General features: G+C 69.2%; 20 protein-coding genes and 2 tRNA genes. 11 read left to right on the top strand and 11 right to left on the bottom strand.

What is annotated here, in order from left to right; genetic code table 11:
* Nucleotides 1-112: 112 nt before the first annotated feature.
* From AB0M46_RS15105 to AB0M46_RS15145, 9 genes are all read left to right on the top strand, one after another.
* Nucleotides 113-838, top strand: a complete 726-nt coding sequence (locus tag AB0M46_RS15105; protein ID WP_363336195.1) for a transposase — start codon at nt 113-115, stop codon at nt 836-838.
* Between the two features lie 160 nt (nt 839-998).
* The gene (locus tag AB0M46_RS15110; RefSeq protein WP_363336196.1) at nt 999-1,364 is read left to right on the top strand and encodes a hypothetical protein; all 366 of its coding nucleotides are present in this window, start codon (nt 999-1,001) and stop codon (nt 1,362-1,364) included.
* 6 nt (nt 1,365-1,370) lie between these two features.
* Nucleotides 1,371-1,895: a hypothetical protein gene (locus AB0M46_RS15115; protein ID WP_363336198.1), complete on the top strand. Its 525-nt coding sequence runs from the start codon at nt 1,371-1,373 to the stop codon at nt 1,893-1,895.
* A gap of 24 nt (nt 1,896-1,919) precedes the next feature.
* On the top strand, nt 1,920-2,990 hold the full coding sequence (locus AB0M46_RS15120) for a peptidoglycan-binding domain-containing protein (protein WP_363336200.1): 1,071 nt from the start codon (nt 1,920-1,922) through the stop codon (nt 2,988-2,990).
* Nucleotides 2,983-3,636, top strand: a complete 654-nt coding sequence (locus AB0M46_RS15125; RefSeq protein WP_363336202.1) for an ABC transporter ATP-binding protein — start codon at nt 2,983-2,985, stop codon at nt 3,634-3,636. The genes AB0M46_RS15120 and AB0M46_RS15125 overlap by 8 nt, the downstream gene beginning before the upstream one ends.
* Nucleotides 3,633-4,766, top strand: a complete 1,134-nt coding sequence (locus AB0M46_RS15130; protein ID WP_363336204.1) for an FtsX-like permease family protein — start codon at nt 3,633-3,635, stop codon at nt 4,764-4,766. Before AB0M46_RS15125 ends, AB0M46_RS15130 begins: the two co-directional genes overlap by 4 nt.
* 81 nt (nt 4,767-4,847) lie before the next feature.
* Complete coding sequence (locus tag AB0M46_RS15135) at nt 4,848-5,465, top strand: PadR family transcriptional regulator (protein ID WP_363336206.1); 618 nt, start codon at nt 4,848-4,850, stop codon at nt 5,463-5,465.
* Entirely contained in the window at nt 5,462-6,184 is a 723-nt protein-coding gene (locus AB0M46_RS15140; RefSeq protein ID WP_363336208.1) for an ABC transporter ATP-binding protein, read from the top strand. Before AB0M46_RS15135 ends, AB0M46_RS15140 begins: the two co-directional genes overlap by 4 nt.
* 119 nt (nt 6,185-6,303) lie before the next feature.
* Nucleotides 6,304-8,679 (top strand): ABC transporter permease, encoded by a 2,376-nt coding sequence (locus tag AB0M46_RS15145; protein WP_363336210.1) that lies wholly within the window; start codon nt 6,304-6,306, stop codon nt 8,677-8,679.
* A gap of 602 nt (nt 8,680-9,281) precedes the next feature.
* On the opposite strand, the gene AB0M46_RS15150 is transcribed toward AB0M46_RS15145, so the two are convergent.
* From AB0M46_RS15150 to AB0M46_RS15185, 8 genes are all read right to left on the bottom strand, one after another.
* Nucleotides 9,282-10,379 (bottom strand): integrase core domain-containing protein, encoded by a 1,098-nt coding sequence (locus AB0M46_RS15150; protein WP_363336212.1) that lies wholly within the window; start codon nt 10,377-10,379, stop codon nt 9,282-9,284.
* 9 nt (nt 10,380-10,388) lie between these two features.
* Nucleotides 10,389-10,703 (bottom strand): hypothetical protein, encoded by a 315-nt coding sequence (locus tag AB0M46_RS15155; protein ID WP_363336214.1) that lies wholly within the window; start codon nt 10,701-10,703, stop codon nt 10,389-10,391.
* Nucleotides 10,704-10,718: 15 nt separating this feature from the next.
* Nucleotides 10,719-13,685 carry an AAA family ATPase gene (locus AB0M46_RS15160; RefSeq protein ID WP_363336216.1) on the bottom strand — a complete coding sequence of 989 codons (2,967 nt, stop codon included), beginning with the start codon at nt 13,683-13,685 and terminating at the stop codon, nt 10,719-10,721.
* 59 nt (nt 13,686-13,744) lie between these two features.
* Nucleotides 13,745-14,998 (bottom strand): MFS transporter, encoded by a 1,254-nt coding sequence (locus AB0M46_RS15165; RefSeq protein WP_363336218.1) that lies wholly within the window; start codon nt 14,996-14,998, stop codon nt 13,745-13,747.
* Nucleotides 14,999-15,006: 8 nt separating this feature from the next.
* Nucleotides 15,007-15,834 (bottom strand): RICIN domain-containing protein, encoded by an 828-nt coding sequence (locus AB0M46_RS15170; protein ID WP_363336219.1) that lies wholly within the window; start codon nt 15,832-15,834, stop codon nt 15,007-15,009.
* 290 nt (nt 15,835-16,124) lie between these two features.
* On the bottom strand, nt 16,125-17,198 hold the full coding sequence (locus AB0M46_RS15175) for an integrase core domain-containing protein (protein WP_363336221.1): 1,074 nt from the start codon (nt 17,196-17,198) through the stop codon (nt 16,125-16,127).
* A gap of 407 nt (nt 17,199-17,605) precedes the next feature.
* Nucleotides 17,606-17,678, bottom strand: a tRNA-Arg gene (locus AB0M46_RS15180).
* 44 nt (nt 17,679-17,722) lie between these two features.
* A tRNA-Ser gene (locus AB0M46_RS15185) sits at nt 17,723-17,813 on the bottom strand.
* 569 nt (nt 17,814-18,382) lie between these two features.
* Here AB0M46_RS15185 and AB0M46_RS15190 point away from each other — a divergent pair.
* Together AB0M46_RS15190 and AB0M46_RS15195 are read left to right on the top strand one after the other, a co-directional pair.
* Nucleotides 18,383-19,435: a hypothetical protein gene (locus AB0M46_RS15190; RefSeq protein WP_363336223.1), complete on the top strand. Its 1,053-nt coding sequence runs from the start codon at nt 18,383-18,385 to the stop codon at nt 19,433-19,435.
* A 395-nt stretch (nt 19,436-19,830) separates the two neighbouring features.
* Nucleotides 19,831-21,537 carry a methyl-accepting chemotaxis protein gene (locus AB0M46_RS15195; protein WP_363336225.1) on the top strand — a complete coding sequence of 569 codons (1,707 nt, stop codon included), beginning with the start codon at nt 19,831-19,833 and terminating at the stop codon, nt 21,535-21,537.
* Nucleotides 21,538-21,580: 43 nt separating this feature from the next.
* Here the strand turns inward: AB0M46_RS15195 and AB0M46_RS15200 are convergent, their stop codons facing one another.
* From AB0M46_RS15200 to AB0M46_RS15210, 3 genes are read right to left on the bottom strand one after another with little or no spacing between them, the layout of a single operon-like run.
* Nucleotides 21,581-23,677, bottom strand: coding sequence for a chemotaxis protein CheA (locus AB0M46_RS15200; protein ID WP_363336227.1), 2,097 nt, complete (start codon nt 23,675-23,677; stop codon nt 21,581-21,583).
* Nucleotides 23,674-23,943, bottom strand: a complete 270-nt coding sequence (locus tag AB0M46_RS15205) for an STAS domain-containing protein (protein WP_363336229.1) — start codon at nt 23,941-23,943, stop codon at nt 23,674-23,676. Before AB0M46_RS15205 ends, AB0M46_RS15200 begins: the two co-directional genes overlap by 4 nt.
* Nucleotides 23,940-24,308, bottom strand: a complete 369-nt coding sequence (locus AB0M46_RS15210) for a response regulator (RefSeq protein WP_344610610.1) — start codon at nt 24,306-24,308, stop codon at nt 23,940-23,942. Before AB0M46_RS15210 ends, AB0M46_RS15205 begins: the two co-directional genes overlap by 4 nt.
* Nucleotides 24,309-24,311: the final 3 nt, after the last annotated feature.

The raw sequence follows: 24,311 nt of genomic DNA on the forward strand, positions 1-24,311 counted from the left end.
AGATTGGTCCTTCGACAAGCCCAATCATCCCTGCTGGCAAGGCATCCGTTCATCTATGCCACACGGTGTTATATTCCTATCCGCGGATCCGGGTCAGACCTGGGCGGCTGACATGACCAGGCTGTTGTGCGAGATCAACGACATCGCCCGCTCGGCACGAACCGCCGGCGCGCACGCCATCGGCCAACGGCTGCTGGGCGTCTACCGCAACCGCTACACCGACATCATCACCGCCGGGAAGGCCGCCAACCCCACACCGCCAGGACACGGCGCCCGCTCACCCGCGGTCAACCTCCTGGCCCGCCTCGGCGGCTTCGCCACCGACGTGCTGCGCTTCGCCCACGACCTGCGCGTGCCGTTCGACAACAACCTCGCCGAACGCGACATCCGCATGGTCAAACTCCGCCAGAAGATCAGCGGCGGCCTGCGCACCTGGACCGGCGCCGAAACCTTCTGCGCCATCCGCAGCTACCTGGCCACCGCCCGCAAACACAGCATCAATGCCCTCGAAGCACTCACCGATCTCCCACAATGGACATACCTGGACGCCCACAACCAGCTGAACAGTTACCCCATCCCGATCTCATTGACATGGGTACATTCATTGGATAGCTTAGCGTGGTCACTCAAATACGGATTGACCATCGCGCGAAACGGGGCGGCCGTCCTGGCGCCAATAATCGCGGCCCGTCCTTTTTCGTGCGTTCCTGCGGGCAGTAGACCTGGGAACGGAGACGCGCCAGTGGGCCCAGTACGGCGTACACGGCCGAGCTGCCGGAAGGATTTGCGCGCATGGCCTTTCACCGCCTCCTCGGGCATCAGCACGGACGGCTGGTGAACCGCCCCGCCTGCCAGGGAATCCGCCAGGGTAGCAACCATCCGCCGCCGGGAACTCCAGCAGATGGTCTTGTCTCGATTTCGCTGGACCTGTACGAGGTTCGATGCGGTCACGCCGATCAGTGGATGGCCGGCAGCATATCAATGGAAAGGCGGTTCGTGTGGGCGAGTCGACAGGGCGTCGGGAAGGCCATCGGCTGGGCGGAACGCTTCGCCGCAGCGCAGTGATCGCGGTCGCGTCGATGGGGTTGATCGGACTGGCGGCAACGCCGAGCTTCGCTGACATTCACACAGGTGGGGTGAAGAACTGCGGCGGGTCTTACCTGGTCAATACCTTCAGCCGCGGCTACGGCAACGGCTACCACAATCACACCCTCGGCGGGACACTGAAGAAGAAGACGTGGACGGGGCTCCAGCTCAGCGTCTCCTACGACCACTACTATGCTTCGGGCTGGTCCTCCGTGGACTCTTGGGCCGTGCAAACGGATGGCGCCATGGACAGCTGGAGCGCCTCCTGCATCAATTAGGATGAGATGATCACGAAGCGTGCAGTAGCAGTGGTCACCGTTGCGGCCCTGGCCGTGGCGGTGACCGCGTGTAGCGACAAGCAGACCGGGCAAGCCACGCCGCAGCCCACCCCGGCCAAGAACAGCATCTATGCTGGCGCCGAGAAAATGGCTAGCTGTATGCGAGGGTTGGGATGGCAGATCACCATCGATCCTGACGGCGGCTGGGAACCCACCGGAGGGATACCGATCGCGCAGGAGGACCAGTTCAACCGTGACACTGACAGTTGCAAGGCGAAGTTCGACTTCGACAAGACCCCGCCTCCGCTGACACAAGCGCAAGCGGAGGCTCACTACGATGCGCTCGTCGCTACCGGTGAGTGCGTCAAGAAGCTCGGCTACGATGTCCCGAAGCCGCCGACCAAACAGAAGTCCGTGGAGTCGATGATCAGCAATGGCAATCCGCTGTGGGACCCTTACGAGAACGTCTTCAGTCCGGGCCGATCAAAGGCGGAGATCGACAAAGTGTTCATCACATGTCCCCAGCCGTAGCTGAGGCATCCGAGTATGTCTAGGGTGTGGCGGCGTCTCCGCCTTACGTGGATCATCGGCGCCGCCGTTCTCACTGTCGCCGGGCTGGCGGGAGGCTGGGCCCTCCGCACCCTGCTCGGGCCTGCACCGGCCGTTCTCGACTCCCCGTCGTACACGCTGGTATCCGCGAGTTCTGGGACTGTCGAGCAGGCGATTCGGCTGAACGCCTCCGCCCGCTGGTCCCCCACCGCGACACTTGCCAACGGTGCGTCAGGCATCATCACGACCATCACGCTCAAGGCGGGAACAGCGGTCGAGTCGGGGTCGACCCTGTACACCGTCGATCTACGACCGGCCGTTGTCGCAGCCGGCAGCGTTCCCGCCTTCCGCGAGCTGCACCAAGGCGACGAGGGTGCCGACGTGGCGCAGTTGCAGCGGATGCTGACCAAGATGGGCTATCCCAACGGAACCGCGGACGGCAAGTTCGACGATGCCGTCGCTGGCGCGGTACGCGCCTGGCAGAAAAGCCGTAAGCTCACGCCAGACGGCGTGGTTCGGCTTGGGGATGTCATCTTCGTACCGCAACTTCCTGCCCGCCTCGCTCTCGACGCGAAAGTCACCGTCGGCACCCGATTGTCCGGGGGCGAACCTGCCGTCCAGGTGCTTCCTGACGCTCCGCAGTTCACCATCGATCTGCCAGAAAACCAGGCCCGCCTCATCAACGCTGGTATGGCGGTAGACATCGATGGCGTCGGCAGCCGCTGGCAGGCCAAGGTGGCCGACATCACCTCCGGCGACCAGGGAGCCAAGACCGCCCACCTCACGGCTGCTGGAGCAGACACCATCTGCGCCTCCCAATGCGCATCCATCAAGACAGACGGGGTGACACTCTTGCCGAGCCGCATCTGGCTCATAGCGCCCACCTCAGGAGTCGTCGTCCCCACCGTGGCGCTGGTGACCGATGCGAGCGGACGTACAGGCGTCGTTCTCGAATCGGGGGTGTTTCGCCCGGTCACTGTGGTCGCGAACGGTTCCGGCTCCGCCGTCGTCGATGGGATCGCGGCCGGAGACGTCGTCCGAGCCCCCGGCAACCTTCAACCGGGCAGCCATGACTAGTGCCGCAGTACCGCTCCTTGCCGCGTCGGGTCTGAAGTTCAGCTACGTCGTCGACAACCCCATCATCGACAACCTTCACGTGGAGTTCCCCCGAGAAACGGTCACGGCCCTGACGGGCAGGTCAGGAACCGGTAAGTCGACCCTGCTCTATATCCTCGGCCTGATGCTGCGAGCGAGCAGTGGCTATGTGCTCTACGACGGCACACCGGTCAATACCCTGAGCGACAGCGGCCGCGCCCGCCTGCGAGCACGGCACTTCGGATTCGTGTTCCAAGACGCTGCGCTCGATCCCACCCGGACGGTACTCGACAACATCGTCGAAACTGCCCTGTACCGCGGCCAGTCCCGCAAGGACGCGATCACACAGGCGCACGCGTTACTCGAGCGATTCGACGTACAGTTGCGTGCGTCGCACAAACCCGGTCAGATCTCCGGTGGTCAGGCACAACGAATCGCCCTGTGCCGCGCGCTACTCGCGGGCCCAGCTGTGGTCCTGGCGGACGAACCGACCGGCAACCTTGATCCCGCCACGGCGCAGCTTGTCGTGTCCGCTCTACGCAGCCATGCTGCAACGGGAGCCACAGTGATCATCGCCACGCACGACCCGAACCTCGCCAGCTCGTGCGATCAACACGTCTCGTTGTGAACACCTCCTCTGCAACTGCCGTGCTGCGCGAAGCCTACGCCAGTGCGCGAAGCCAGGTCGTAGCAAGCCTGCTCACCGTCGCCGTTGTCGCCGGGATGTGCGTGGCGGTGTTACTCACCTCCGCTCGCACCGCGGCGGCACAACAAGCGGTCATCGCCCACATCGATGCCCTCGACACCCGTAGCATCGTTGTCCGGGCCGACGCATCTGCCGGGATCAGCACCGAAATCATCGATCAGTTGCAAACGGTGCGGGGCATTGCTGCGATAACCGCGCTTGGGCCGCCCACAGACGCGCACAACGCAGGCATACCCGACGGCACCGCCGTCCCGATCCGGCCGTTGTACGGCGCGGTAACTGGACTCACCGATCCGCACTCCAGCGTGGGGCCAGGCGCTCCGGCTCGGCCACCGACGGCGATCGCGTCGCCGCTGGCAGCTTTGAATCTCGGTCTGGTCGACGGCCAAGGTGGTCTGCTCACCGAAGATGGGGAGGGCGTCGCCGTCACCGTCGGCCTGCGCGTTCCGGCGTATCTGGCATTCCTCGAACCGTTAGTCGTTCGTCCTGTAACCGTCGACTGGACCGGCGACACACTCGATGCCCCTCCAGTCACAGTGCTTGTTGTCCTTGCGACGTCCCCAGCCGAGGTCGCCGTGGTAACCCGCCTGCTGAACGGCTTGCTCGCCGGCGCCGACCAGTCCAAGATCCACCTTGAAACCTCTGCTCAGCTCGCCGCGGTACGGGCCGTGGTCAACGGCGAACTCAACACCTACGGACGCGGCACCATCCTAGGCATCCTGGCAACCTCAGCCGCTCTGACGAGCATCAACCTGCTCGCATTGGTCACCATGCGGCGACGGGACTTCGGTCGCCGTCGCGCGCTCGGTGCCACCCGGATGCTTATCGTCACGCTCCTGCTTACGCAGGTCGGCATCCTTGCGGTCACGGGCGTCGCGGCAGGTATCACAATCTCGGTGATAACGCTCAACGCCACCGGGAACATCACGCCGCCGTTCACCTTCATCGCTGCGGTTTCGATCACGGCCATCATCGCAGCGCTCCTCGCCGCGCTTCCGCCGGCACTCATCGCAGCGCGACGCGACCCTCTCCACGAGCTTCGTGTTCCCTAGCGATCTTTGGTCGCCCCCCGCAAGTGACCGCATGCCGGGGCGAGCTTACCAAGTAACTAGTTACTTGGTAAGCTCGCCGCCATGCGGAGAGGTGCGGTGCATTGGGGACTGCTGGCGCTGTTCAGTGATGGTCCGAAGTACGGCTACCAGCTGCGGACCGAACTCGATACGCGGACCGGGGGAATGTGGGCGCTCAACGTCGGCCAGATCTACACGACGCTGGAGCGGCTACACCGCGACGGCCTCGTCGACTCGGTAGGGCAGAACGACGAGGGCCGAACGGTGTACGCGATGACCGAGCAAGGACAGGCGGCGCTGGCCGAATGGTTCGCCACACCGGTGACCAACACGGACCGTTCACGCAGCGAACTGGCGATCAAGCTGGCCATTGCCGTGACCACGCCGCAAGCGGACGTGGCCGGGATTGTCCAGGCCCAGCGGGTTGAGTCGATGCGGCAGATGCGTGACCACACCGATCTGCGCAGGCGTGCTGATCCGGCGAAGGAGCTGGCCTGGATACTGCTCCTCGATCACCTGATGTTCGCCCTGGACAGCGAGCTTCGCTGGCTCGACCACATCGAGGCCACGGTATTGCGCCACAGGTCATCATCCGGTTCGCCGGCGCCTGCCCCGGCGGATCGCGGGTGGGGCGCGCCCGTCGAGGCCGCCGAGCAGCCGTCGGCCGGGGGCACGCGGTGAGCGACATCGTGCTGCGGTTTGCGAATGTGAGTCGGACCTTCCGCTCCGGCGATGACGACGTCTGGGCGCTTGACGAGGTGAGTTTCGAGGTCCACGCGGGCGAGTTGGTCGCCATCATGGGCCCGTCCGGCTCCGGCAAGTCGACGCTGCTCGCGATCGCCGGTGGCCTCGATCTGCCGACATCGGGCGTGGTGTCCGTGGAGGACGTCGCGCTGGGCAGCCTGACCGCGACCGAGTTGGCACGGTTGCGGCGCGACCGGATCGGCTACGTCTTCCAAAATCTCAATCTCATCGCGGACCTGACCGCGGCCGAGAACGTCGCGCTGCCGCGCGAACTGGCGGGCCTGAGCGTCCGTGCCGCCCGGCGGGAGGCGCTTGCCGCGCTCGCGGAGGTCGGTGTCGGTCACCTGGCGCGTCGTTTCCCCGACCAGATGTCCGGGGGGCAGCAGCAGCGGGTCGCCATCGCTCGAGCGCTGATCGGCGATCGACGACTGGTGTTGGCCGACGAGCCGACCGGCGCGCTGGACTCCCGCACCGGCGAGGCGGTCCTCGAGGTCCTGCGCGGCAGGGTCGACGCCGGCGCGGCCGGGGTCCTCGTCACGCATGAGCCGCGGTATGCGGGCTGGGCCGACCGCACCATCTTCCTGCGCGATGGCCGGCTCACCGACACCACCGGACCACGCGTCCCGGTCGAGCACCTGCTCGGGGGTTCCTCGTGAGTCCGACGCCGGCGCCGGCACGACCCAGGTCGGGGTTCGGTGGCTCGTGGCGTGTCGCGCTGCGCATCGGCCGTCGCTCGATCTGGCGTAACAAGACGCGTAACCTCCTGATCCTGCTCATGCTCTTCGTACCCGCATATGCCGCCGTCGTCCTCGTCGTCTCGTGGGGAAATCTCAGCGGCACGTCCGCGCAGCAGGCGACCTTCCAACTGGGCCGGGCCGACTTGCTGGTCGGCGCGGATGACGTGGCAAGCGTGGCCGCGTCGCTGCCGGCCGGCAGCCGAACCGAGCCGGTCGCGGACGGCAGGACCATCGTGCGGAGCCCACAGGGCTTGGGCGTATACGACTACGAGGCGGTCGACGTCACGGGCGTGATCGCGGAGGGTAGGTACGTCCGGCGGGCCGGTCGAGCGCCACAGGGCAGGGCTGAGGTGGCGCTGACCAGGGCCCTAGCCCGGCAGTTACACATCGACGTCGGCCAGCAGATCGAGGCCGGCATGCCGATGCGGCAGCTGACCGTCGTGGGTGTTGTCGACCTGAGCAGGTCGTTGCGGCGCCCAGCGCTGATCGTGTCCGCGGAGGCTGCCCTGTCGGCCGGCGCGCACCGGCAGCTGCTTGTCGATCTACCCGGCGGCTCCGCGTCCTGGTCGCCGCCCGGCGCCGACGTGCCGGGGCTGAGCTACGTCGACCGGAGGGCCCTGCAACCCGACAGCGGGCAGCGGGCGATCGAGGCCGCGGCTACGACGGTCGTCGTGGCGTTCGCCGGCGCTCAGGTGGTCCTCCTCGCCGGCGCGGCATTCATGATCGGCGCGAGACGCCAGCGGCAACAACTGCTGATGATGTCTGCGGTGGGTGCCACGTCGCGCCAGGCCGGCCGGGTCGTCCTCGCCGCTGGCTTGATCCTCGGCGTTGCCGCCGCGGTGCTCGGCGTCGTCCTCGGCCTGCTGACGTTCGCGCTGGCCGGCCGGGCGATCGAGGAGGTCGCCGATCACCCGCTGATCGATACCTCGATCCCGCCCGCGCAGGTCGCGGCGGTCGCGCTGCTTGTGGTCGTGATCGGCCTGCTCGCCGCCTACCTTCCGGCGCGCACCGCCGGGAATCGTCCGGTCCGGTCCGAGACCAGCACGAGCCGGTCCCGCTCCACCGGCGACCTGCGCTGGCTGGTCGGTGGGTTGCTGTGCGCGGCTGCCGGGACGGCCATGCTGGGATATACCGCGAATCCGGACGGGCGGCCGGAGCTCATCGCGGCGGGCGGCGTCGCGCAGCTCGCCGGAATAGTGGCCGTCATACCGGCACTCGTGCGCCGTGGCTGCGGCCACGCCGCACGCATGCTGCCGCTCACCGCCCGGCTGGCAACCCGACACGCGGCGCGGCACTACCTGCGCACCGCGTCGGCGGTGGCCGCCGTGACCGCCGCGGTCGCCGGAACGGTGGCGTTAACGCTCGTCGGCGATGCGCGGGGGCAGATCACGCCCTCGCGGCAGGAGGCTCGCCCAGGGCAGGTGATGCTGCCGGCCGAGGTGGCGGACCTGCTGGGCGAGGACGGTCTGCGACGCCTGGCGTCGACCCTGCCCAGCCGCAACCTCATCAGGCTGGAGATCGTGACCGGTTCGCCGGGCGGCCGAGTCTTCATACCAACGGCCCGGCCCATCGAAGGCACCGCCGATGGCGCCGCGCTGGCCGCCATGGAGCAGCGCGGCATTGCCGTCGGTGGTGATGAGATCATCCAGTTGGTCACCGGACGCGCGGCTACCCCCGCCGAGTCGGACGCGCTCCGGGCGGGTGGCGCGGTCGCGTTCAACGACACGCTGATCAGCGACGGACGGGTGACGCTGGCCTCCGAGAAGGGTGCCGAACAGGAGCTCCCGGCGAGCATCGCCGCCACCGGGACCTACTTCACAAACCTCCCGGGCCTGCTCATCTCGCCGGACACCGCACGCAGAATCGGTCTCACCACCGCGGTCAACGCCATCGTTGTCGACACCGTTCGACCGCCACGTCCAAATGAGCTTGCGGCCGCGACCCAGCTGCTGCTGCAGGCACAGCTACACGCGAGCCAGGCCCCATCGGCGCCGATCGTGCCGGACGTGATCGCAGCACACGACAGGTCGGTCAGCGAGACCAGCACCATGTTCTACGTCCTCGCCGCAGTCAGCGCGCTCGTCACGGCGATCGCAAGCACCGTTGCTGTCGGGCTCGCGGCCACCGAGATGCGCGGCGACCTGGCCACCATGGTCGCCGTCGGGGCCACGCCGAACATCCGCCGGCGCATCCGGGCCGGCCAGGCCGCGCTGATCGTCGGTCTGGCCACCCCGCTCGGCTTGGCCGCCGGGATCGGGCCGGCCGCCGGCTACGTCGCCTACAACGTCGAGACCAACTGGCATACGCCGTGGCTCGCGTTGCTGCTGGTCGTTGCCGTACCGCCGATGCTCGCCACCATCCTGGCCGCCCTATCTACCGGCGGGCGCCTGGAGTTGATGCGACGAGCGACATGACCACGCACACGCCGCGGTGGAACGAAGTTGGCAGAGTCAAAATGACGAACGCTCTTCTCCCGAACGTGCCACCGGCCGCTTGGGAGACGGTCACCCGTGTGCACGGCGCATGATTGGACACGACCTTGCCGGTTCGTTGCGGTGTTTCGTCCTTCACCGATCATCTCAGCCGGCATGGCCGTCTCGTCTTCGCCCCTGGCGAGCAGGCCATGCGTCTGGTTACGCGTAGAACCTCGATCAACTCGCTCAGGCGTTCCTGAATCCCCATCGGAGACGAACGTCGTTAAAGTGATCGCCGTAGTGGCCGGAGCACGAGAAGGACAGGAGGCCTGCCGAATTCACGGTAACCGATCATAACTCGATCGGCGTCACTCTACGCCATCATCGACAATGTCGTCGAGAAATCGTGGCGGGGTGCAGGCCTGGGCAAGCAGGTCATGGCCGCGGCACATTCCAAGCCGCATGGGATGCGGGCTGCTACAAGACGATGCTGATGACGGGCTCGCGCAAGCCTGCGACCCACGCCTTCTACAGAGCCTGTGGGTTCTCGGCCGATGCAAAACAGGGAACGTTGTGGGTGCCGGAAACCTGATCCGGGCAGCTCAGGCGGCATGCTCGTATTCGTGGAGGAGGCCGCCCAGCCGGTCGTTTCGGCGGATGGCCATCTGTTCGACCGTAGCCGGATCGGTGATCGGATCCGGGAGCAGGCGCAGCGGCCTGGCGTTGGAGATGCCGCGATGGGGTCGATGCGCGTTGAAGTGGCGTTCGTATTCGCGCAGGGCGTGCAGGAGGTGCGCCTGGTTCCAGATGAGCGTGCGGTCGAGCAGCTCATGTCGGCAGGACTGGATCCATCGTTCCATGATCGAGTTCATTCGCGGGACTCGGACGCCGCTGAGCACGACCGTGATGCCGGTGTCGGCGAGGATGGCGTCGAACAGGGCCGGGTACTTGCCGTCGCGATCACGGAGAAGGTACTTCACGGAGCATCCTGCGTCTTCGATGTCCATGGCGAGGTTGCGGGCGGCCTGGGCCACCCACGCTGCGCTGGGGTGGGTGGTGACGCCGAGGATGCGCACCCGGCGGGTGGCGTGCTCGATGACGGTCAGGACATGGAGTCTGGCGCCGGTCAGGGTGGAGGTTTCGAAGAAGTCCGCGGCGATGATGGCCTGGGCTTGGGAGCGCAGAAACGCCGACCAGGTCTGCGATGTCCTGTCGGGTGCCGGGTCGATGCCGGCGTCCTTGAGCATCTCCCAGACGGTCGAGGCGGCGACCTTGATGCCCGGCACGAGCAGTTCGCCGTGGATGCTCCGGTAGCCCCACGTGCTGTTCTCGCGGGCCAGCCGCAGCACCAGGACGCGAATGGAGCGGACGGTGGGCGGTCGCCCGGCCCGTTTGGAAAGGGGGATCATCGCGTGTCGGCGGGTGATCAGGTCGCGGTGCCAGCGCAGCACGGTCTCCGGGCGGATCAGCAGCCGGATGCCTCGGAGCACGTTACGGGGCAGCCGGTGCAGCAGCGCGGCGAGAAACGCCCGGTCGGCCGCGGTGAACCGGACCTTCTGACCATCCAGCTGCCGCTCGAGGACCGCGATCTGGTGCCGGAGCACCAGGATCTCGGTGTCCTTGTCCCGCTCGCTCATCGGCAGCGGCCGTAGCAGCGCGAGCGCGTTGGTCACGCCGAGGTACGCCAGTCGAAGCAGCACAGCCTGGCATCATCGCCCAGTCATCGCCACCGATCGGACGCACGCCAGCAACATCAGCCATGGCAAGATCCTGTTCTCCTGCTCAGGGAGCCGTGACCAGGGCAGACGACATTGTCGGCACCCGCAGGCGCCGTCGAGACGCTGGAGGTTGCCCTCGGCGAAGATGATGACGGCGGCCAGGAAGCGCTCGTTGCCGTCAGGATCGAACGAATACGCGGTGGACATCGTGTGTCCCAACGCTTCCAGGCGCGCTGCGACAAGATCGGTTTGGTGTGGAAAGTCTGCCTGGACCCGGCGCTCGAGTCGAGCGGTGAGATGTGCCATCGGGGCAGCTCTTCCTTAGTGTGCGGGCAGCAGACCGAGGCGGTGGGCGTGGGTGGCCGCCTCGGTACGGGTGGAGACGTTGAGTTTGGCCAGGATGTTGGACACGTGGACGCTGGCCGTCTTGGGGCTGATGTACAACGCTGTGGCGATCTGTCCGTTCGAGCGGCCCTCGGCGACCAGGGCGAGGACTTCGCGCTCGCGGTCGGTGAGCCGGAACCGCAGGTCCGGGCGTGGCTGAGGCGCGTCGGCCGGACCGGAGGTGGCCGGTCCGACCCGCAGCCGGGCGTGCCGGGCCAGGGTCCGGATGTCGTCGGCCGTGACGCTGGCCAGTTCGTCGGCGAGACGAAGGCACTGCGCCGCTGTGGCGGTCGCGGCTTCCGCGCCGGTCGCCGGGTCGGTTGCCTGGGCCTCGGCGAGCCGGAACAGGCTGTAGCACAGCAGGAGTGCCTCATCGGCGGCACGGGTCGCGGCGACCGCGTCCTGCCAGGCGGCGATCTCGTCGTGGTGGTCCAGGCGAGCCGCTTCGGCGGCCACCAGCGTCCGATACGCGCGTGCGGGCAGGGTGGTCGCCTGGACGGTGGCGGCGAGGGCTTGGAGCGCATCGCGCCGCGCGATGATGGCAGCGTCCGGCGCCGGTGTACCGGCGGCGGTGTCGGCTTCGATCCGCATGCCGAGCCAGAGCAGTGGCCAGGCGTAGCGCACGTACGTGCCGGTGATCGGCCCGTGCAGCTCGGCCTGCAGGCGTTGCCGAGCTGCGGTCAGGTCGCCCCGGCCGCGGGCCAGTTCCGCCTCGATGTACACCATCGGCGCCGTGAACTGCACGTCGACGCCGTCGCCGAAGTGGCGCCGGGCTTCGCGGACGTCGTGCTCGGCCCGCTGCGCGTCGCCCTGCCACAGCTGCAGCTCGGCCCGCTGCAACAGCAGCGTGCTGGCGAACGTGCCGGTCGGATCGTCGGCGAGTGACTCGGTGATGAGGTCGAGGGCCTCACGCCAGCGGCCCAGGCGGAACAGCGGTTCGGCCAGGTTTCCGGTGATCATCGCGCCCCACGATCGGGCCAGTCCGACCTGCCCGGCCAGCGCGACGCCGGTCCGGGCGACCTGGACGGCCTCGCCGTGCCGGCCGAGCATCGCCAGGACGTCGGAGAGATTGGTGTAGCCCCGCGCGCTCACGGCGTGCAGGTCGTGGCGTTCCGCCAGGTCAAGACCTTCACGCAACGCGGTGAGCCCGTCGGGCGCGTCGCCGAGGTAGGTCACGGCGCCGCCTAGGGTGATGAGGGCATCGGCCTGCTGCGCGGTGGCGCCGAACTCGGCGGCCGCGGCGACCGCCTGTCGGGCAGTCGCCGCGGCGCCACCCATGTCGTCGATGCGCATGAGCGAGTTGGCCAGCGACGCCAGCACCACGGCGTGGGTCAGGGTGACCGGCTGCTGCGGCAGCAGCGCCAGCGCGTCGCGAAGCTGCTGTGCGGCCTCCTCGTCGCGGCCCAGCCCGCGCAGCATGAACGCCCGCCGCTCCACCACTGAGGCTCTGCGCAGCGGATCGGTGACCGACTCCGCGTCGGCCAGCACCTGGTCCACAATGGACAGGCCGCGGTTCGGCTCGCCTGCGCTGAACGCGGCCTCGGCGGCCAGGATGTTCAGCGCGATCCAGTCCACACCGGCGCGCTCGACCGCGTCCGGGACGCGGGCCCAGATCTGCAACGCCCGTTCCAGGTGGCGTAGCGCCTCCGCCGGCGCGAACGCGGCGACGGCCTGCCGGCCGGCCTGCACCGACGCGGACAGTGCCCGAGGGAGGTCCAGCGCGGCGTACCAGTGATGGGCCAGCGTCGCCGCGACCGCGCCGTCGTCGCCGAGCAGCGCCGGATCGGCCGACAGCGCCGCGCCGTATCCCGCGTGCAGCCGCACCCGCTCGCCGGGCAGCATGTCGTCGTACAGGGCGTCACGGGTCAGCGCGTGCCGGAAGGCGTAGCCATGCCCGGATTGGTCGACCACCAGCAGGTGGTGCTCGACGGCCTCGCGCAGCGCCGGGTACAGCTGCGACTCGGCCATCCCGGCGACGACCTCCAGCAGCCGCTCCTGCACCGACGGCCCGGCCGCGGCGGCGGTGCGCAGGATCCGTTGCGCGGCGTCGGACACCGTCTCGGTACGCGCGAGCAGCACGTCGCGCAGCGACGGCGGCAGATCGCCAGGGTCAGCGCCGGTGTCGACGGAGGCGAGGAGCTCCTCCACCAGGAAGGCGTTGCCCTGCGAGCGTTCGAAGACCACATCGATGAACTGGGCGGTGGGTGTCGCGTCGCGGATGGCCCGCAGCTGCTGGCCCACCTCCGCCCGGCTGAACCGGCCCAGCTCGATGCGTTCGACGCTGCGCACCCGCTCCCAGGCGGTGACCACCGGGCGCAGTGGGTGCCGGCGGTGCAGCTCGTCGGAGCGGTACGTCAGCACCAGCAGCACGTCGAGCTCGCGTAGCGTCTGGACCAGAAACACCAGCAGGTCCAGGGTGGAGCGGTCGGCCCAGTGCAGGTCCTCGACGACCAGCAGCAGCGGCCGGTTCGCGACGAGGCGGGTGATCAGCCTCAGCACGTGCTCCAGCAACTGGGTCGGCGACCCCTCCTGCGGGGCGCCGCCCCGGGTGTCCGGGTCGAGCTCGGGCAGCAACCGGGCGAACTCGCTGCGGGCCGGACCGAGGCAATGCTCCAGCTCTTCCGCCGGGGTCGACCGGACGACGGTGCGCAGCATGTCCACCAGCGGCGCCAGCGGAAGACCCTGCCCACCGAGCTCCACGCATCCGCCGGCCAGGACCCGAGCCCCCGACTCCGTCGCGATCCGGACGATCTCCTGGACCAGGCGGCTCTTGCCCACCCCCGCCTCGCCGGCCACCAGCGCCACCACCGGTTCCCCGGCGACCGCCCGGTCGAGCAGGGAACGCAGCCGGCCCAGTTCGGCACGGCGCCCGACCAGGACCGGGCTGACCAGCTCACGGTTCACCCCGGAACGGTACGTTCCGGGGTGAACGCTGCACCATCCGACCATCGGGCACAGTGGGATCAGATGGTGCCGATACCGACCGGCGCGGCCACCTCTGCCGGTTGCGCCCGCTGCCGTTGCGCGGCGGGGAGCGCGAGCCAGCCGGCGTAGGCGACGACGACAACGCCCACCGCGGCGAGTGCGCCGGACAAGCCGAACAGCCCGACGAGCGGCGCCGCGATCAGGGAGCCGGCCACGACGCCGCCGATACTGGCCGGATACGCCAGCCCGTAGGCGCGGGCCAGGACCGTCTCGTCCAGCCGGCGGGCCAGAGCGGTGTCCACGACGATCTCGACCATGACGGTCCCGGCGCCGAAGGCGACGGCCAACGCCACCCCGACGACCAGCGACGGCGCGACCGACAGCAGCGCCGCGGGCACCGCGACCACGACCAGCATCCCGGCGACGGCGTACCGCGCGTTGCGCACGCCGAGCCGCGCCGCCACCGCCGCCCCGACCAGCCCGCCGACGCCGAAGCCGGCCAGCAGGTACCCGTAGCCGGCATCACCGTCGCCGAGCCTGCGGCTCAGCAACAGCAGCAACACCGTCAGCGCGCCGTAGGCCAGGCTGCACACGATGTCGGCGCCGACGATCCGCCCCGCCACCGCGTCGGCGCGCAACGCCGACAGCCCGGTGCGCAGCTCCCGCAGTACACCTGCTGCCTTGGCGTTGCTGGCGGGCGGGGCGAACAGCGCACCCGGCACCAGGCCGGCCAGCAGCAGCGCCGACCCGGCGAACGTCGCGGCGTTGAGCAGGAACGCCCAGGTCGGCGAGCCGACCAGCAGCAACAGGGCGCCACCGGCCGGACCGGCGATCACCGACACCGACTGGATCGCCGACCGGACGGCGTTGGCGGCCGGCAAGTCGGCATCATCGACGATGCGCGGAACCGTCGCGGCCACCGACGGGGGATAGACGGCCGACGCCGCTGTGGACACCGCCGCCAGCACCGGCGCGAGGACCACCGGCAGGCCGGCCGCGGCCACGACGGCCAACAGCACCATCGTGCCCGCCCGCAGCACGTCCGAGGCGATCATCAACCGGCGCCGGTCGTAGCGGTCCGCCAGCACCCCGCCAAAGGGGCCGAGCAGCACCATGGGCAGCGCCCGTGCCGCTGTGGTCACCGCGGTCCAGGTGACCGAGTGGGTACGGTCGTAGACGAAGGCCAGCAGCGCGAGGTTGTACAGCCAGTCGCCCAACTGCGACACCGCAAGTGCCGCCAGCAGCCGCCGCAGCGTCGCGTTGCGGCCGAGCATCCTCGTCGTGTCCCGCATCGATAGGCCTAGGCGGCCGGGACCGGCAGGAACAGCTGGTTGGGGTACCAGCCGTTGTACGGGAAGCTGTCGATGTGGGCCCCGGCGGCGGTGCTGCCGCCGTAGACGTCGAAGTACATGTTGGTGTTCGCGTCCCAGATGAACCGGTATCCGCCGGACGTGAAGCTGCCCGGCATCAGCCATGTCTGGTTGGGAACGCCGACGCAGGGGAGCTGGATCAGGTCCGCTCCCGCGGTGTATGTGGTGGTCACGCACATGCCGCTGTGGCCGTTGATGATCTGGTACCCGCCGGCGACCGGCTTGAAGACCCAGATGTCGTCCCCGGTGCCGTCGACCGTCGACTGGATGATGTGGGCGTTGATGCTGGTCGACGCCCCCTCCACGGAGAGGGTCAGGTTCGGGTTGGCCCCGGACAGCAGCTTGCCGACGAAGTATCCCGGGCTCGGATCAATGGTCTGCTGCATGGTGCCGGAGCTGCCGGCGTAGCCGGTGTCGCCGCTGTACGTGGCGGTGATGGTGTGCGTGCCCTGGGACAGCACGTAGGTGCTGCAGATCGCCTGCCAGGTGTCGCCGCCGCCGGAGCCGAAGCCCACCGCCCCACAGCCGGGAATCGTCGCCCCGTCCACGGCGAACCGCACGGTGCCGCCACCGTCGGTCGGGTAGACCAGCGCCTTGAGATTCACGAGATTGCCGTAGGCCAGGGTACCCGAGGAACTCACGGCGACGATGGTCGGCGCCTGGCCGGCGGAGGCGAAGGCGGGGCTGGCGATGGCGAGTCCGGCCCCCGCGGCGAGCGGAACCAACAGCCAGGCGAGGCGGCGAGGACGTAGCTGCATGATCGATCTCCGTTCGGGCGTGTGTCGTGTCATGCCGACCACGATCACCGGCTGAGGGGGCCGGCCGGATCTGGCGATCGCCGTATCCGGACCACCTCAGATTCGCCATCGCGAATCGACCCGCGCTGCGCCATCCCTAGGCTCACGTCGGCTGGGCGACAGTGCCCGGGAACCCGCAACCCTTCGATTGCGTCCGCCTTACGGATATTGCCCATGCTCTTTAGTGCTAGTTTGTCCTAATTTTCGCCTCACCGCGTCGGGCCCTGTCCCGTTCGAAAACTCGGTTCTGGCTATGCTGCCTGGGAGTATTCGTTGATCAGCCCATTGAGGACTTTGCGGCGGCGGGCCCGGACCGTGGTGAGATCGGTGACCGGTGCCGGCAAGGTCTCAAGGGCTGGAGGGCGTTGGTCGCGCCCTTGATGTGGTCGGTGTTCGTTGTCGTGCGCGACGTATTGCCCCAGCGTGGTGAGCAGGTGCCGTGCGTTGTAGATGAGCATCCGGTCCAGGCACTCGCGGCGTACCGTCCGCACCCACCGTTCGGCGTAGGCGTTCGCCCTCGGCGCCTGCGGCGGCGTCCGTATGATCTTGATGCCCTCGGCGGTGAACACCTGGTCGAACATGGCGGTGTACTTCGCGTCCCGGTCGCGAATCAAGAACCGGAACCGCTCGACCCTCTCCCCGAGTTCCATCAACAGGTTGCGGGCCTGCTGGGCAACCCACGCGCCGGTCGGGTTCGTGGTGGCACCGAGAATGCGGACCCGGCGGGTTTCGATCTCCATCAGGAACAGTACGTAGATCCGGGTCAGTCCGATCGTGTCGACGTGCAGGAAGTCGCAGGCCAGGATGCCCTTGGCCTGGGTGGTAAGGAGCTGGGTCCAGGTCGGCACAGCCCGGCGAGGTGCCGGGTCGATGCCGGCCTTGGTCAGGATCGCCCACACGGTGCTCGCCGCGATCCGGTAGCCCAGTTCGGCCAGTTCGCCCTGGATGCGCCGGCAGCCCCAGGTCGGGTTCTCCTGGGCCAGGCGCGGGACCAGGGTACGGAGTTCCGCCCGCGCCTGTGGACGCCCGGGACGCTGGCGCGGATACGTCCACTTGCGAGCGATCAGGTTGCGGTGCCAGCGCAGCAGCGTCGCCGGGGTGACGAAGAACGTCGGCCATTGCCGGCGCGGCAGCAGCCGAGACAGCGCGGCCAGCACCGCCCGGTCGGCGGCTGCGAGGTCTGGGCGGTGGACCTGACAGCGCAGCACCGCGACCTGATGACGCAGTACCAGGATCTCGATCTCCTTGGACCGCTCGCCGCGCAGCCCCAGGATCACCAGGTGCAGGACTTGGCGCAGCACCAGATACCCGAACGACAGGATCATGACCTGCAGCCTGCCCACGACGAGCGCGGCGGGGACGCACAAAAGCGCACGTCAGAACCCCCTTGACCGAGTTATCGAACGGTACAGGCTCCCCGGGCTGGCACCGAGACCGGTGACCCAAAATTGGCAAGATCACCGAGGCCCTGGGGCGGGAGACGATCTTCTCGTCAAGGCAGAAAATCCGGCCGAGGTCAGAAGCCCGGACAACCCTGCTGGAGAGCGGTTCGACCGCTGGCGTCACCATCCAAGATCCAGACCAGTCGGCACGGACCGGTGCCCATCGGCACGGGCCGGGCTGGACCCTTCCGAAACAGCCGAACACATTTGGAACACATCAAGTCCACAGTGGACAAACAAAGAGAGGCGGTTGATCTACGTTTCCGCAGGTCAACCGCCTCTTGATCTCGCGCGCCCGAAGGGACTCGAACCCCTAACCTTCTGATCCGTAGTCAGATGCTCTATCCGTTGAGCTACGGGCGCTCGGTGCTTGCCTAGTGTACACACCAGGTTTTGCGGGTCTTACGCGGAGGCTCCGGGATTCGAACCCGGGATGGGCTTTAAGACCCAAACCGCATTAGCAGTGCGGCGCCATAGACCGAACTAGGCGAAGCCTCCAGCAATCCCTGTCACCAGAGACCGCCGTACGAGGATACAGGCTTGGGGCGAGACCCGGCAAAGTGGGTGGTCCACCCGTGTGTCGGGCGGGGGTGTGCGCTGGTCGCGCGCGTGGCGGGTGCTCTGGGCGGTTGGCCATTACGCTCGTGAAGATGGGAGAGGACGCGAATCCGCCGGGGCGTCGGAAGGCGACAAAGGACACAAAACCGGATTCGGTACCGCCACAAGCCCCACCCTCGGGCCGTGCCCGACGCGCCGAGGCTCTGGGTGACACGGCGCTGCGGTTCGAGCCGCCGCCCCGGGACGCGGCCGCGGAGGATGCGCCGGCCACGCCGCCCCGGCCCCGCACGCCGGCCCAGACCACGCCCTTCGCGCCGACCGCGCCCACGGTCGCGGCGACCCCTTTCCGCACCGTCCCTGCGCAGGCCAGCCCGCCTCCCGTCGAGCCCACCCCGCCGCCTCCCGCCGAGCCCCCGGTAACCGGGCCTGAGCCGCTTCCCGTCGTCGAAGCGGTGCCCGGCCAAGCTTCGGCGGCCGAAGTAACGGCGGCCGAAGTAGCGGCGGCGAAGGTGACGGCGGCCGAGGCGTCGGCGGCCGAGGCGTCGGCGGCAGAGGTGACGGTGGCAGAGGAGGCGCCGCCGGTGGTGACGACCCCGGCGAAGCGGGCCACGGCGGCCAAGAGGGCGACTCCCGCGAGGAAAACCGCAGCTAGGACGGCCGCGGAGCCAGCGAGGAAGACCGCGGCCAAGAAGACGGCTCCAGCCGAGAAGGCCGCCCCGGAGGCGACGAAGGTCACACCCGCGGCGGAACCTCCCGTCGACCCGCCCGCCAAGAGGGCCACGGTGAAGAAGGCCGCCCCGAAGAAGGCCACCGCGACAACAGCGGTGGCGAAGGTCACTAATTCTGATGCGGTAGTGGAATCGACACCGTCCGTGGATGTGGGGGAGTCGGAGGCCCGCGCGTTCGTCGAGCCTGAGCCGATCGCCACGGTGGAGGCCGTCGAATCGGCCGTATCCGAAAATATCCGGATCCAGCCGGCGCCGATCGATCCCGCGTTCCTCCCCGAGAGGCTCGCGGTGGCGGCGGTCGAGCGGCTCGGCGAGGGGGCACGCCGGCAGGTCGAGTGGTACCGGGTCACCTACCCGGGCGTCGACGGTGACGCGATCTCGCGGGCGATCACCCGGGAGTTCGTCTGGCGGGCGCGGCGGCAGGGCTTCGCGGCGGGGTTCGCCGGTTCGGCCGGGCTCGTCGTCGAGGCGGCCGCCCTCGGCTGGCTGCAGGCGCGGCTGGTGCTGCACGTGGCCGCCGCGTACGGGCACGACCCCGAGGACCACCGCCGGGCCGCCGAGCTTCTCGTCCTGCAGCAGATCCACGCCACGGTGGAGACCGCCGAGGCCGCGGTGCGGGAGTCCCGGCAGGCCGGCCGCCGGACCGGAGCCCCACGCTCGGTGGCGCCCTTGGCCCGGGCGCTCGGCGCCGGAGTCGCGCGGGCGTTCGCCGCCCGGGTCGCCCGCCGGATCGTGCCCGGCGCACCCGCGATGCTCGGGTCCGTGACCGCTGCCCGCAGCACCGAACGCCTCGCCGCCCGCGCCGTCCGCTACTACCGCAACCTCCGAGGCTGACCCGCGGGCTGCCCGACAACAGCCGTGTCGGCCGGGCTCCGGGAACGGACGGTCGCGGACGCGCCCGCCGGCCGGGCTCCGGGAGCGGACGTGGCGCCCGCCGAGCGAGTTGCGGGACCCGCGGGCTGCCCGAGCCCGGTACCGGAACGAATGTGGCGCCCGCCGCGCAGGAGGCGCTCACCAACGTGGTCAAGCACGCCGGCGCCCGCCGGGTCCTCGTCACGCTCGGCGCCGCCGCCGGGGCGCTGGAGCGGGTTGCGGGACCCGCGGGCTGCCCGAACCCGGTACCGGAACGGACGTGGCGCCCGCCGAGCAGGTTGCGGGAAAGGTCTCATCCGGGTGCGAGGCCGCGCCGATGTCACAAAAGGAGGACTCACCGCTCGAGGAGGGCTGGCATGGTCGAGGCAACCGGGAATCCGCGCCGTTCATTGATGTCCGCGTTTCGCGATCTGTCGGTCGGCTGGAAGCTTCGCATCATGGCGATCCTGGTGTCGGTCCAGCTGCTGGCGATCGGGCTGCTCGCCCTCTCCCAGCTCAGTAGTGCGCAGGACCGGCTCAACCTGCTGTACAACGAGAATCTCCACCAGGTCCAGGCGGTGGACAACGTGCTCATGGCGTACAAGGACGTCCGCATCCGGCTGCGGGAGCTCGCGCTGGCGCAGTCGGCCGACGACACCTCGGCGGCCGAGAAGACGTTGCACGCGGCGATCGACGAGCTGAACAAGATGTGGGAGCAGTTCAACTCCTCGGCCGGGCAGTGGGCCACGCAGGAGCGGCAGTCGTTCGCCGATACCTGGCGGGCGTACCAGTCGCTGTTGTCGGAGAAGCTGATCCCGCTCGCCTCCGCGCACGACTACGACAACTTCAACAAGGTGACCAAGGCGCAGGGTCAGCCGATCGCGGCGGCGATCGACACCGCCACCGGGAAGCTGGTCACCCTGCAGACCACGGACGCGGCGGGCACGCTGAAGGACTCCAAGTCGGCCTACGACACCTCGCGGGTGATCATGCTGACCCTGATCGTGGTGGCGGTGGTGCTGGCGTTCACCGTGGTCCAGCTGATCAGCCGGGCCATCTCGCGGCCGCTCGCCCAGACGGTGAACGTCCTCGCCGCGCTGGCCGACGGGCGGCTGGACCAGCGGGTCTCCGTGCGCAGCCGCGACGAGGTCGGGCGGATGGGGCGCTCGCTCAACAGCGCGATCGAGCGGCTCTCCGAGACGGTGAGCTCGGTGATCGACTCGACCGCCCAGCTGACCAACGCGGCGAGCCAGATCAGCGGTGCGTCGCAGAGCCTGTCGCAGGCGGCGACCGAGCAGGCGGCGAGCGTCGAGGAGACCACCGCCAGCATCGAGCAGATGTCCGCCGGGATCTCGCAGAACAGCGAGAACGCCGGGACCACCGAGGGCATCGCGACGAAGGCGACCACCGAGGCCCATGGCGGCGGGGAGGCGGTCAAGAAGACCCTCGAGGCGATGCGGCAGATCACCAGCAAGATCGGCATCATCGACGACATCGCGTTCCAGACCAACATGCTGGCGCTCAACGCGACGATCGAGGCGGCCCGGGCCGGGGAGCACGGCAAGGGCTTCGCGGTGGTGGCCACCGAGGTCGGCAAGCTCGCCGAGCGCAGCCAGGTCGCCGCGCAGGAGATCAGCGAGCTGGCGACCAGCAGCGTGACGACGGCCGAGCGGGCCGGCGAGCTGCTCGATCAGATCATCCCCTCGATCACCCGGACCTCCGACCTGGTGCAGGAGATCGCGGCGGCCAGCGGCGAGCAGTCGACCGGGGTGCATCAGATCAACATCGCGATGACCCAGATCGGCAAGGTCACCCAGCAGACGGCGTCGTCCAGCGAGGAACTGGCGGCCACCGCCGAGCAGATGGCCGCGCAGACCGAGGAGCTGCGCGCCATGATGGCGTTCTTCACCACCGGGCGGGCCGACGGCGGGGGACGCGGGTTCGCCCCGGCCCGGCCGTCCCGCCCGGCCCCGGCCTACGCCGCGGCCGGCGCGAGCAACCAGCGGACCTTCGCGTCGTACCCGGCGACGGGCTCCGAGGTAACGGTCCCGGACATCGACGAAAGCAAGTTCGACCGCTTCTAGGAGGCCGCTTCCAGGAGGCCGCTTGTAGGAAAGGAGGCCGCTGCTAGGAAAGGACAGGGACCTGCTCGCGGGCGACGTGGTCGGCCACGAGCGGGCCCACGTCGAGGATCAGCGCCACCTCGCCGTTGCCGAGCACCGTCGAGCCGCCGATACAGGTCGCCGCCCCGAACAGCCCTCCCAGCGGCTTGATGACGGTCTGGAACTGCCCGAGCAGCACGTCCACCACGAGCCCGGCCCGCTGCCCGGACTGCTCGATGACGACGACGTTCTGCCGGCGCGGCGGCGGCTCGGCGATGCCGAAGATGTCGCGCAGCCGGATGAACGGCAGCACCTCGCCGCGAAGCGGCATGCACGGCCGCTCGGCGCAGCTCGCCGGCAGCTCCACGCACTCGGTCACCCGGTCCAGCGGGACGATGTACGACGCCGGGCCCACCCCGACGAGGAATCCGTCGATGATGGCCAGCGTCAGCGGCAGCCGGATGCGGAAGGTGGTTCCGGCGCCGGCCCGCGTGTCGACCTCGACCGTGCCGCGCAGCTCGGCGATGTTGCGGCGCACGACGTCCATGCCGACGCCCCGCCCGGAGAGGCTCGAGACGGTCTCCTTGGTGGAGAATCCGGGCTCGAAGATGAGGTCGTAGACCTCCTGGTCGCTCGGGGTGGCCGTGGCCGACACGAGGCCGTTGCCCACGGCCTTGGCGAGGATCCGGTCCCGGTCGAGGCCCCGGCCGTCGTCGGCCACCTCGATGACGATGGAGCCGGCGTCGTGGAAGGCGTTGAGCCGCAGCTTGCCGCGCACCGGCTTGCCCGCCCGCTCGCGCTCCGCGCGGGTCTCGATGCCGTGGTCCAGGGCGTTGCGCACGAGGTGGGTCAGCGGGTCGCTGATCCGCTCGACCAGCGCCTTGTCCATCTCGGCGTCGCCGCCGGTGATGATGAGGTCGACGTCCTTGTCGAGGTCGACGCAGACGTCGCGGACCACCCGCTCGAACCGGCGCAGCGTGGTGCCGATCGGCACCATCCGCAGCGAGAGCGCGCTGTGCCGCACCTCCTCGACCAGCCGCATGACCTCGTGCTGCGCGTCCACGTTGTCGCCGCCGTCGACCCGCCGGATGCCGACGCTGGACTGCGCGATGACCAGCTCGCCGACGAGGTCGATCAGCTTGTCCAGGCGGTTGGCGTACACCCGGATGGTCTGGTCCTGAGGGCGGCTCTCGGCGGTCTTGCGCTGCCGGCTCAGCGCGGCCTGCACCACCGGCGCCTGGACCACGTTGCGCTCGATGAGGATCTCGCCGAGCGGGCGCGAGCTGCCGTCGCCGGTGCGGGCGTTGTCCTGCTGCTGGATCTGCAGGGCCGTGCTGATGTCGCGGTCGGTGGCCACGCCGCTCTCGATGAGCAGGTCCCCGAGCCGGTCCCGGTCGGGCAGCTGCTCGATGCGGCGGACGAAGGCATCGTCGGGCACCGGCACGATCTCGATCTGGCTGTCGTCGCGCACGAAGTCGAAGACGCCCTCGATGTCGGCCTTCGGGGCGGCGGTGGCGAGCGCCGCCTCGAAGCCCAGGTAGCAGGTCTCGGGATCGAGGTGCTCGAGGTCGGGCAGCGCATCGGTCCGGGTGGCGACCTGCACGAGGGTGCCCATGGTCGACAGGTACCGCAGGAACGACAACGGGTCCATGCCGTTGCGCAGGCTGTCCGGCCCGAACCAGAGCCTGAGCCGCCACACGGGGGACGCCGTCGCGGCGGGCTCCAGGAATGGCTGCAGGGCGGCCAGGAGACGCTCCCCGATGGCCTGCTCGGAGGCGGTCGGCGCGAGCCGGCCGGAGGCGATGCCCTCCACCATCGAGGAGACGTGGTCCGCGCACGGCAGCAGCGCGCTCACGAGGTCGGCGGTGACGGGGAGCTCGCCCGCGCGGACCGACTCCAGCACCGTCTCGACCACGTGCGTGAACGACACCACGTGCTCCAGCCCGAACAGCCCGGCCGAGCCCTTGAGCGTGTGCATGGCCCGGAAGAGGGCGTTGACGGTGTCCGCGGTGTCGTCGTAGCCCTCCAGCCCGAGCAGGCCCTCCTCGAAGTCCTGCAGGAGCTCGCGGGCCTCGGTGATGAACGTCTCCAGCGCGTCTGCGAACTCGGCGAAGTCGCTCACAGGTCCCCCAGCGACTCGGTGTCGAGGTGGGCGACCGCGAGGGCCGTTGCCACCGCGGGGCTGGGATGGCGCAGCGTGAGGTGGGCGCCCTGCTGGCGGGCGTCGTGGTGGGCGGCCAGCAGGAGCTGCAGGCCGGCGGTGTCCAGTTCGGTCACGCCGGACAGGTCGAGCTCGAAGGGGCCCGTCCCGCGCAGGTACGCGCGCAGCCGGGCGTGCTGCTCCGCGGCCGTCATGACGGTCAGTTCCCCTTCGAAGGCGAGGCTCACGGCGCGATGAGCTTCTGCACGGCGGCGAGCATCTGGGCCGGCTGGAACGGCTTGGTCACCCACGCCTTGGCCCCGGCCGCCTGAGCCTGCCGCTTCTTCTCCTCCTGCGACTCGGTCGTCAGCATGATGATGGGCGTGAACTTGTACGCCGGGAGCTTCTTCACCTCGCCGACCAGCGTGATGCCGTCCATGTTGGGCATGTTCACGTCCGACACGATGAGGTGCACCCGGCGGCCGTCGAGCTGGCGCAGCGCGTCCTGGCCGTCCGTGGCGGCCAGCACCTCGTAGCCCGCGCCGCGCAGGGCGATCGTCACGACCTGCCGCACGGATGCCGAGTCGTCGACAACGAGGATGGTCTTCGACATGAG

Origin of the sequence: Dactylosporangium sp. NPDC051485, from assembly GCF_040682015.1 — a bacterium.
Lineage (GTDB): Bacteria > Actinomycetota > Actinomycetes > Mycobacteriales > Micromonosporaceae > Dactylosporangium.

Bases quoted from the DNA above. Each gene is read 5' to 3' on its own strand.
- AB0M46_RS15175 (WP_363336221.1), bottom strand. From the start codon at position 17,198: ATGATCCTGTCGTTCGGGTATCTGGTGCTGCGCCAAGTCCTGCACCTG.
- AB0M46_RS15170 (WP_363336219.1), bottom strand. From the start codon at position 15,834: ATGCAGCTACGTCCTCGCCGCCTCGCCTGGCTGTTGGTTCCGCTCGCC.
- AB0M46_RS15155 (WP_363336214.1), bottom strand. From the start codon at position 10,703: ATGGCACATCTCACCGCTCGACTCGAGCGCCGGGTCCAGGCAGACTTT.
- AB0M46_RS15105 (WP_363336195.1), top strand. From the start codon at position 113: ATGACCAGGCTGTTGTGCGAGATCAACGACATCGCCCGCTCGGCACGA.
- AB0M46_RS15115 (WP_363336198.1), top strand. From the start codon at position 1,371: ATGATCACGAAGCGTGCAGTAGCAGTGGTCACCGTTGCGGCCCTGGCC.
- AB0M46_RS15125 (WP_363336202.1), top strand. From the start codon at position 2,983: ATGACTAGTGCCGCAGTACCGCTCCTTGCCGCGTCGGGTCTGAAGTTC.
- AB0M46_RS15165 (WP_363336218.1), bottom strand. From the start codon at position 14,998: ATGCGGGACACGACGAGGATGCTCGGCCGCAACGCGACGCTGCGGCGG.
- AB0M46_RS15145 (WP_363336210.1), top strand. From the start codon at position 6,304: ATGCTCTTCGTACCCGCATATGCCGCCGTCGTCCTCGTCGTCTCGTGG.
- AB0M46_RS15135 (WP_363336206.1), top strand. From the start codon at position 4,848: ATGCGGAGAGGTGCGGTGCATTGGGGACTGCTGGCGCTGTTCAGTGAT.
- AB0M46_RS15210 (WP_344610610.1), bottom strand. From the start codon at position 24,308: ATGTCGAAGACCATCCTCGTTGTCGACGACTCGGCATCCGTGCGGCAG.
- AB0M46_RS15195 (WP_363336225.1), top strand. From the start codon at position 19,831: ATGGTCGAGGCAACCGGGAATCCGCGCCGTTCATTGATGTCCGCGTTT.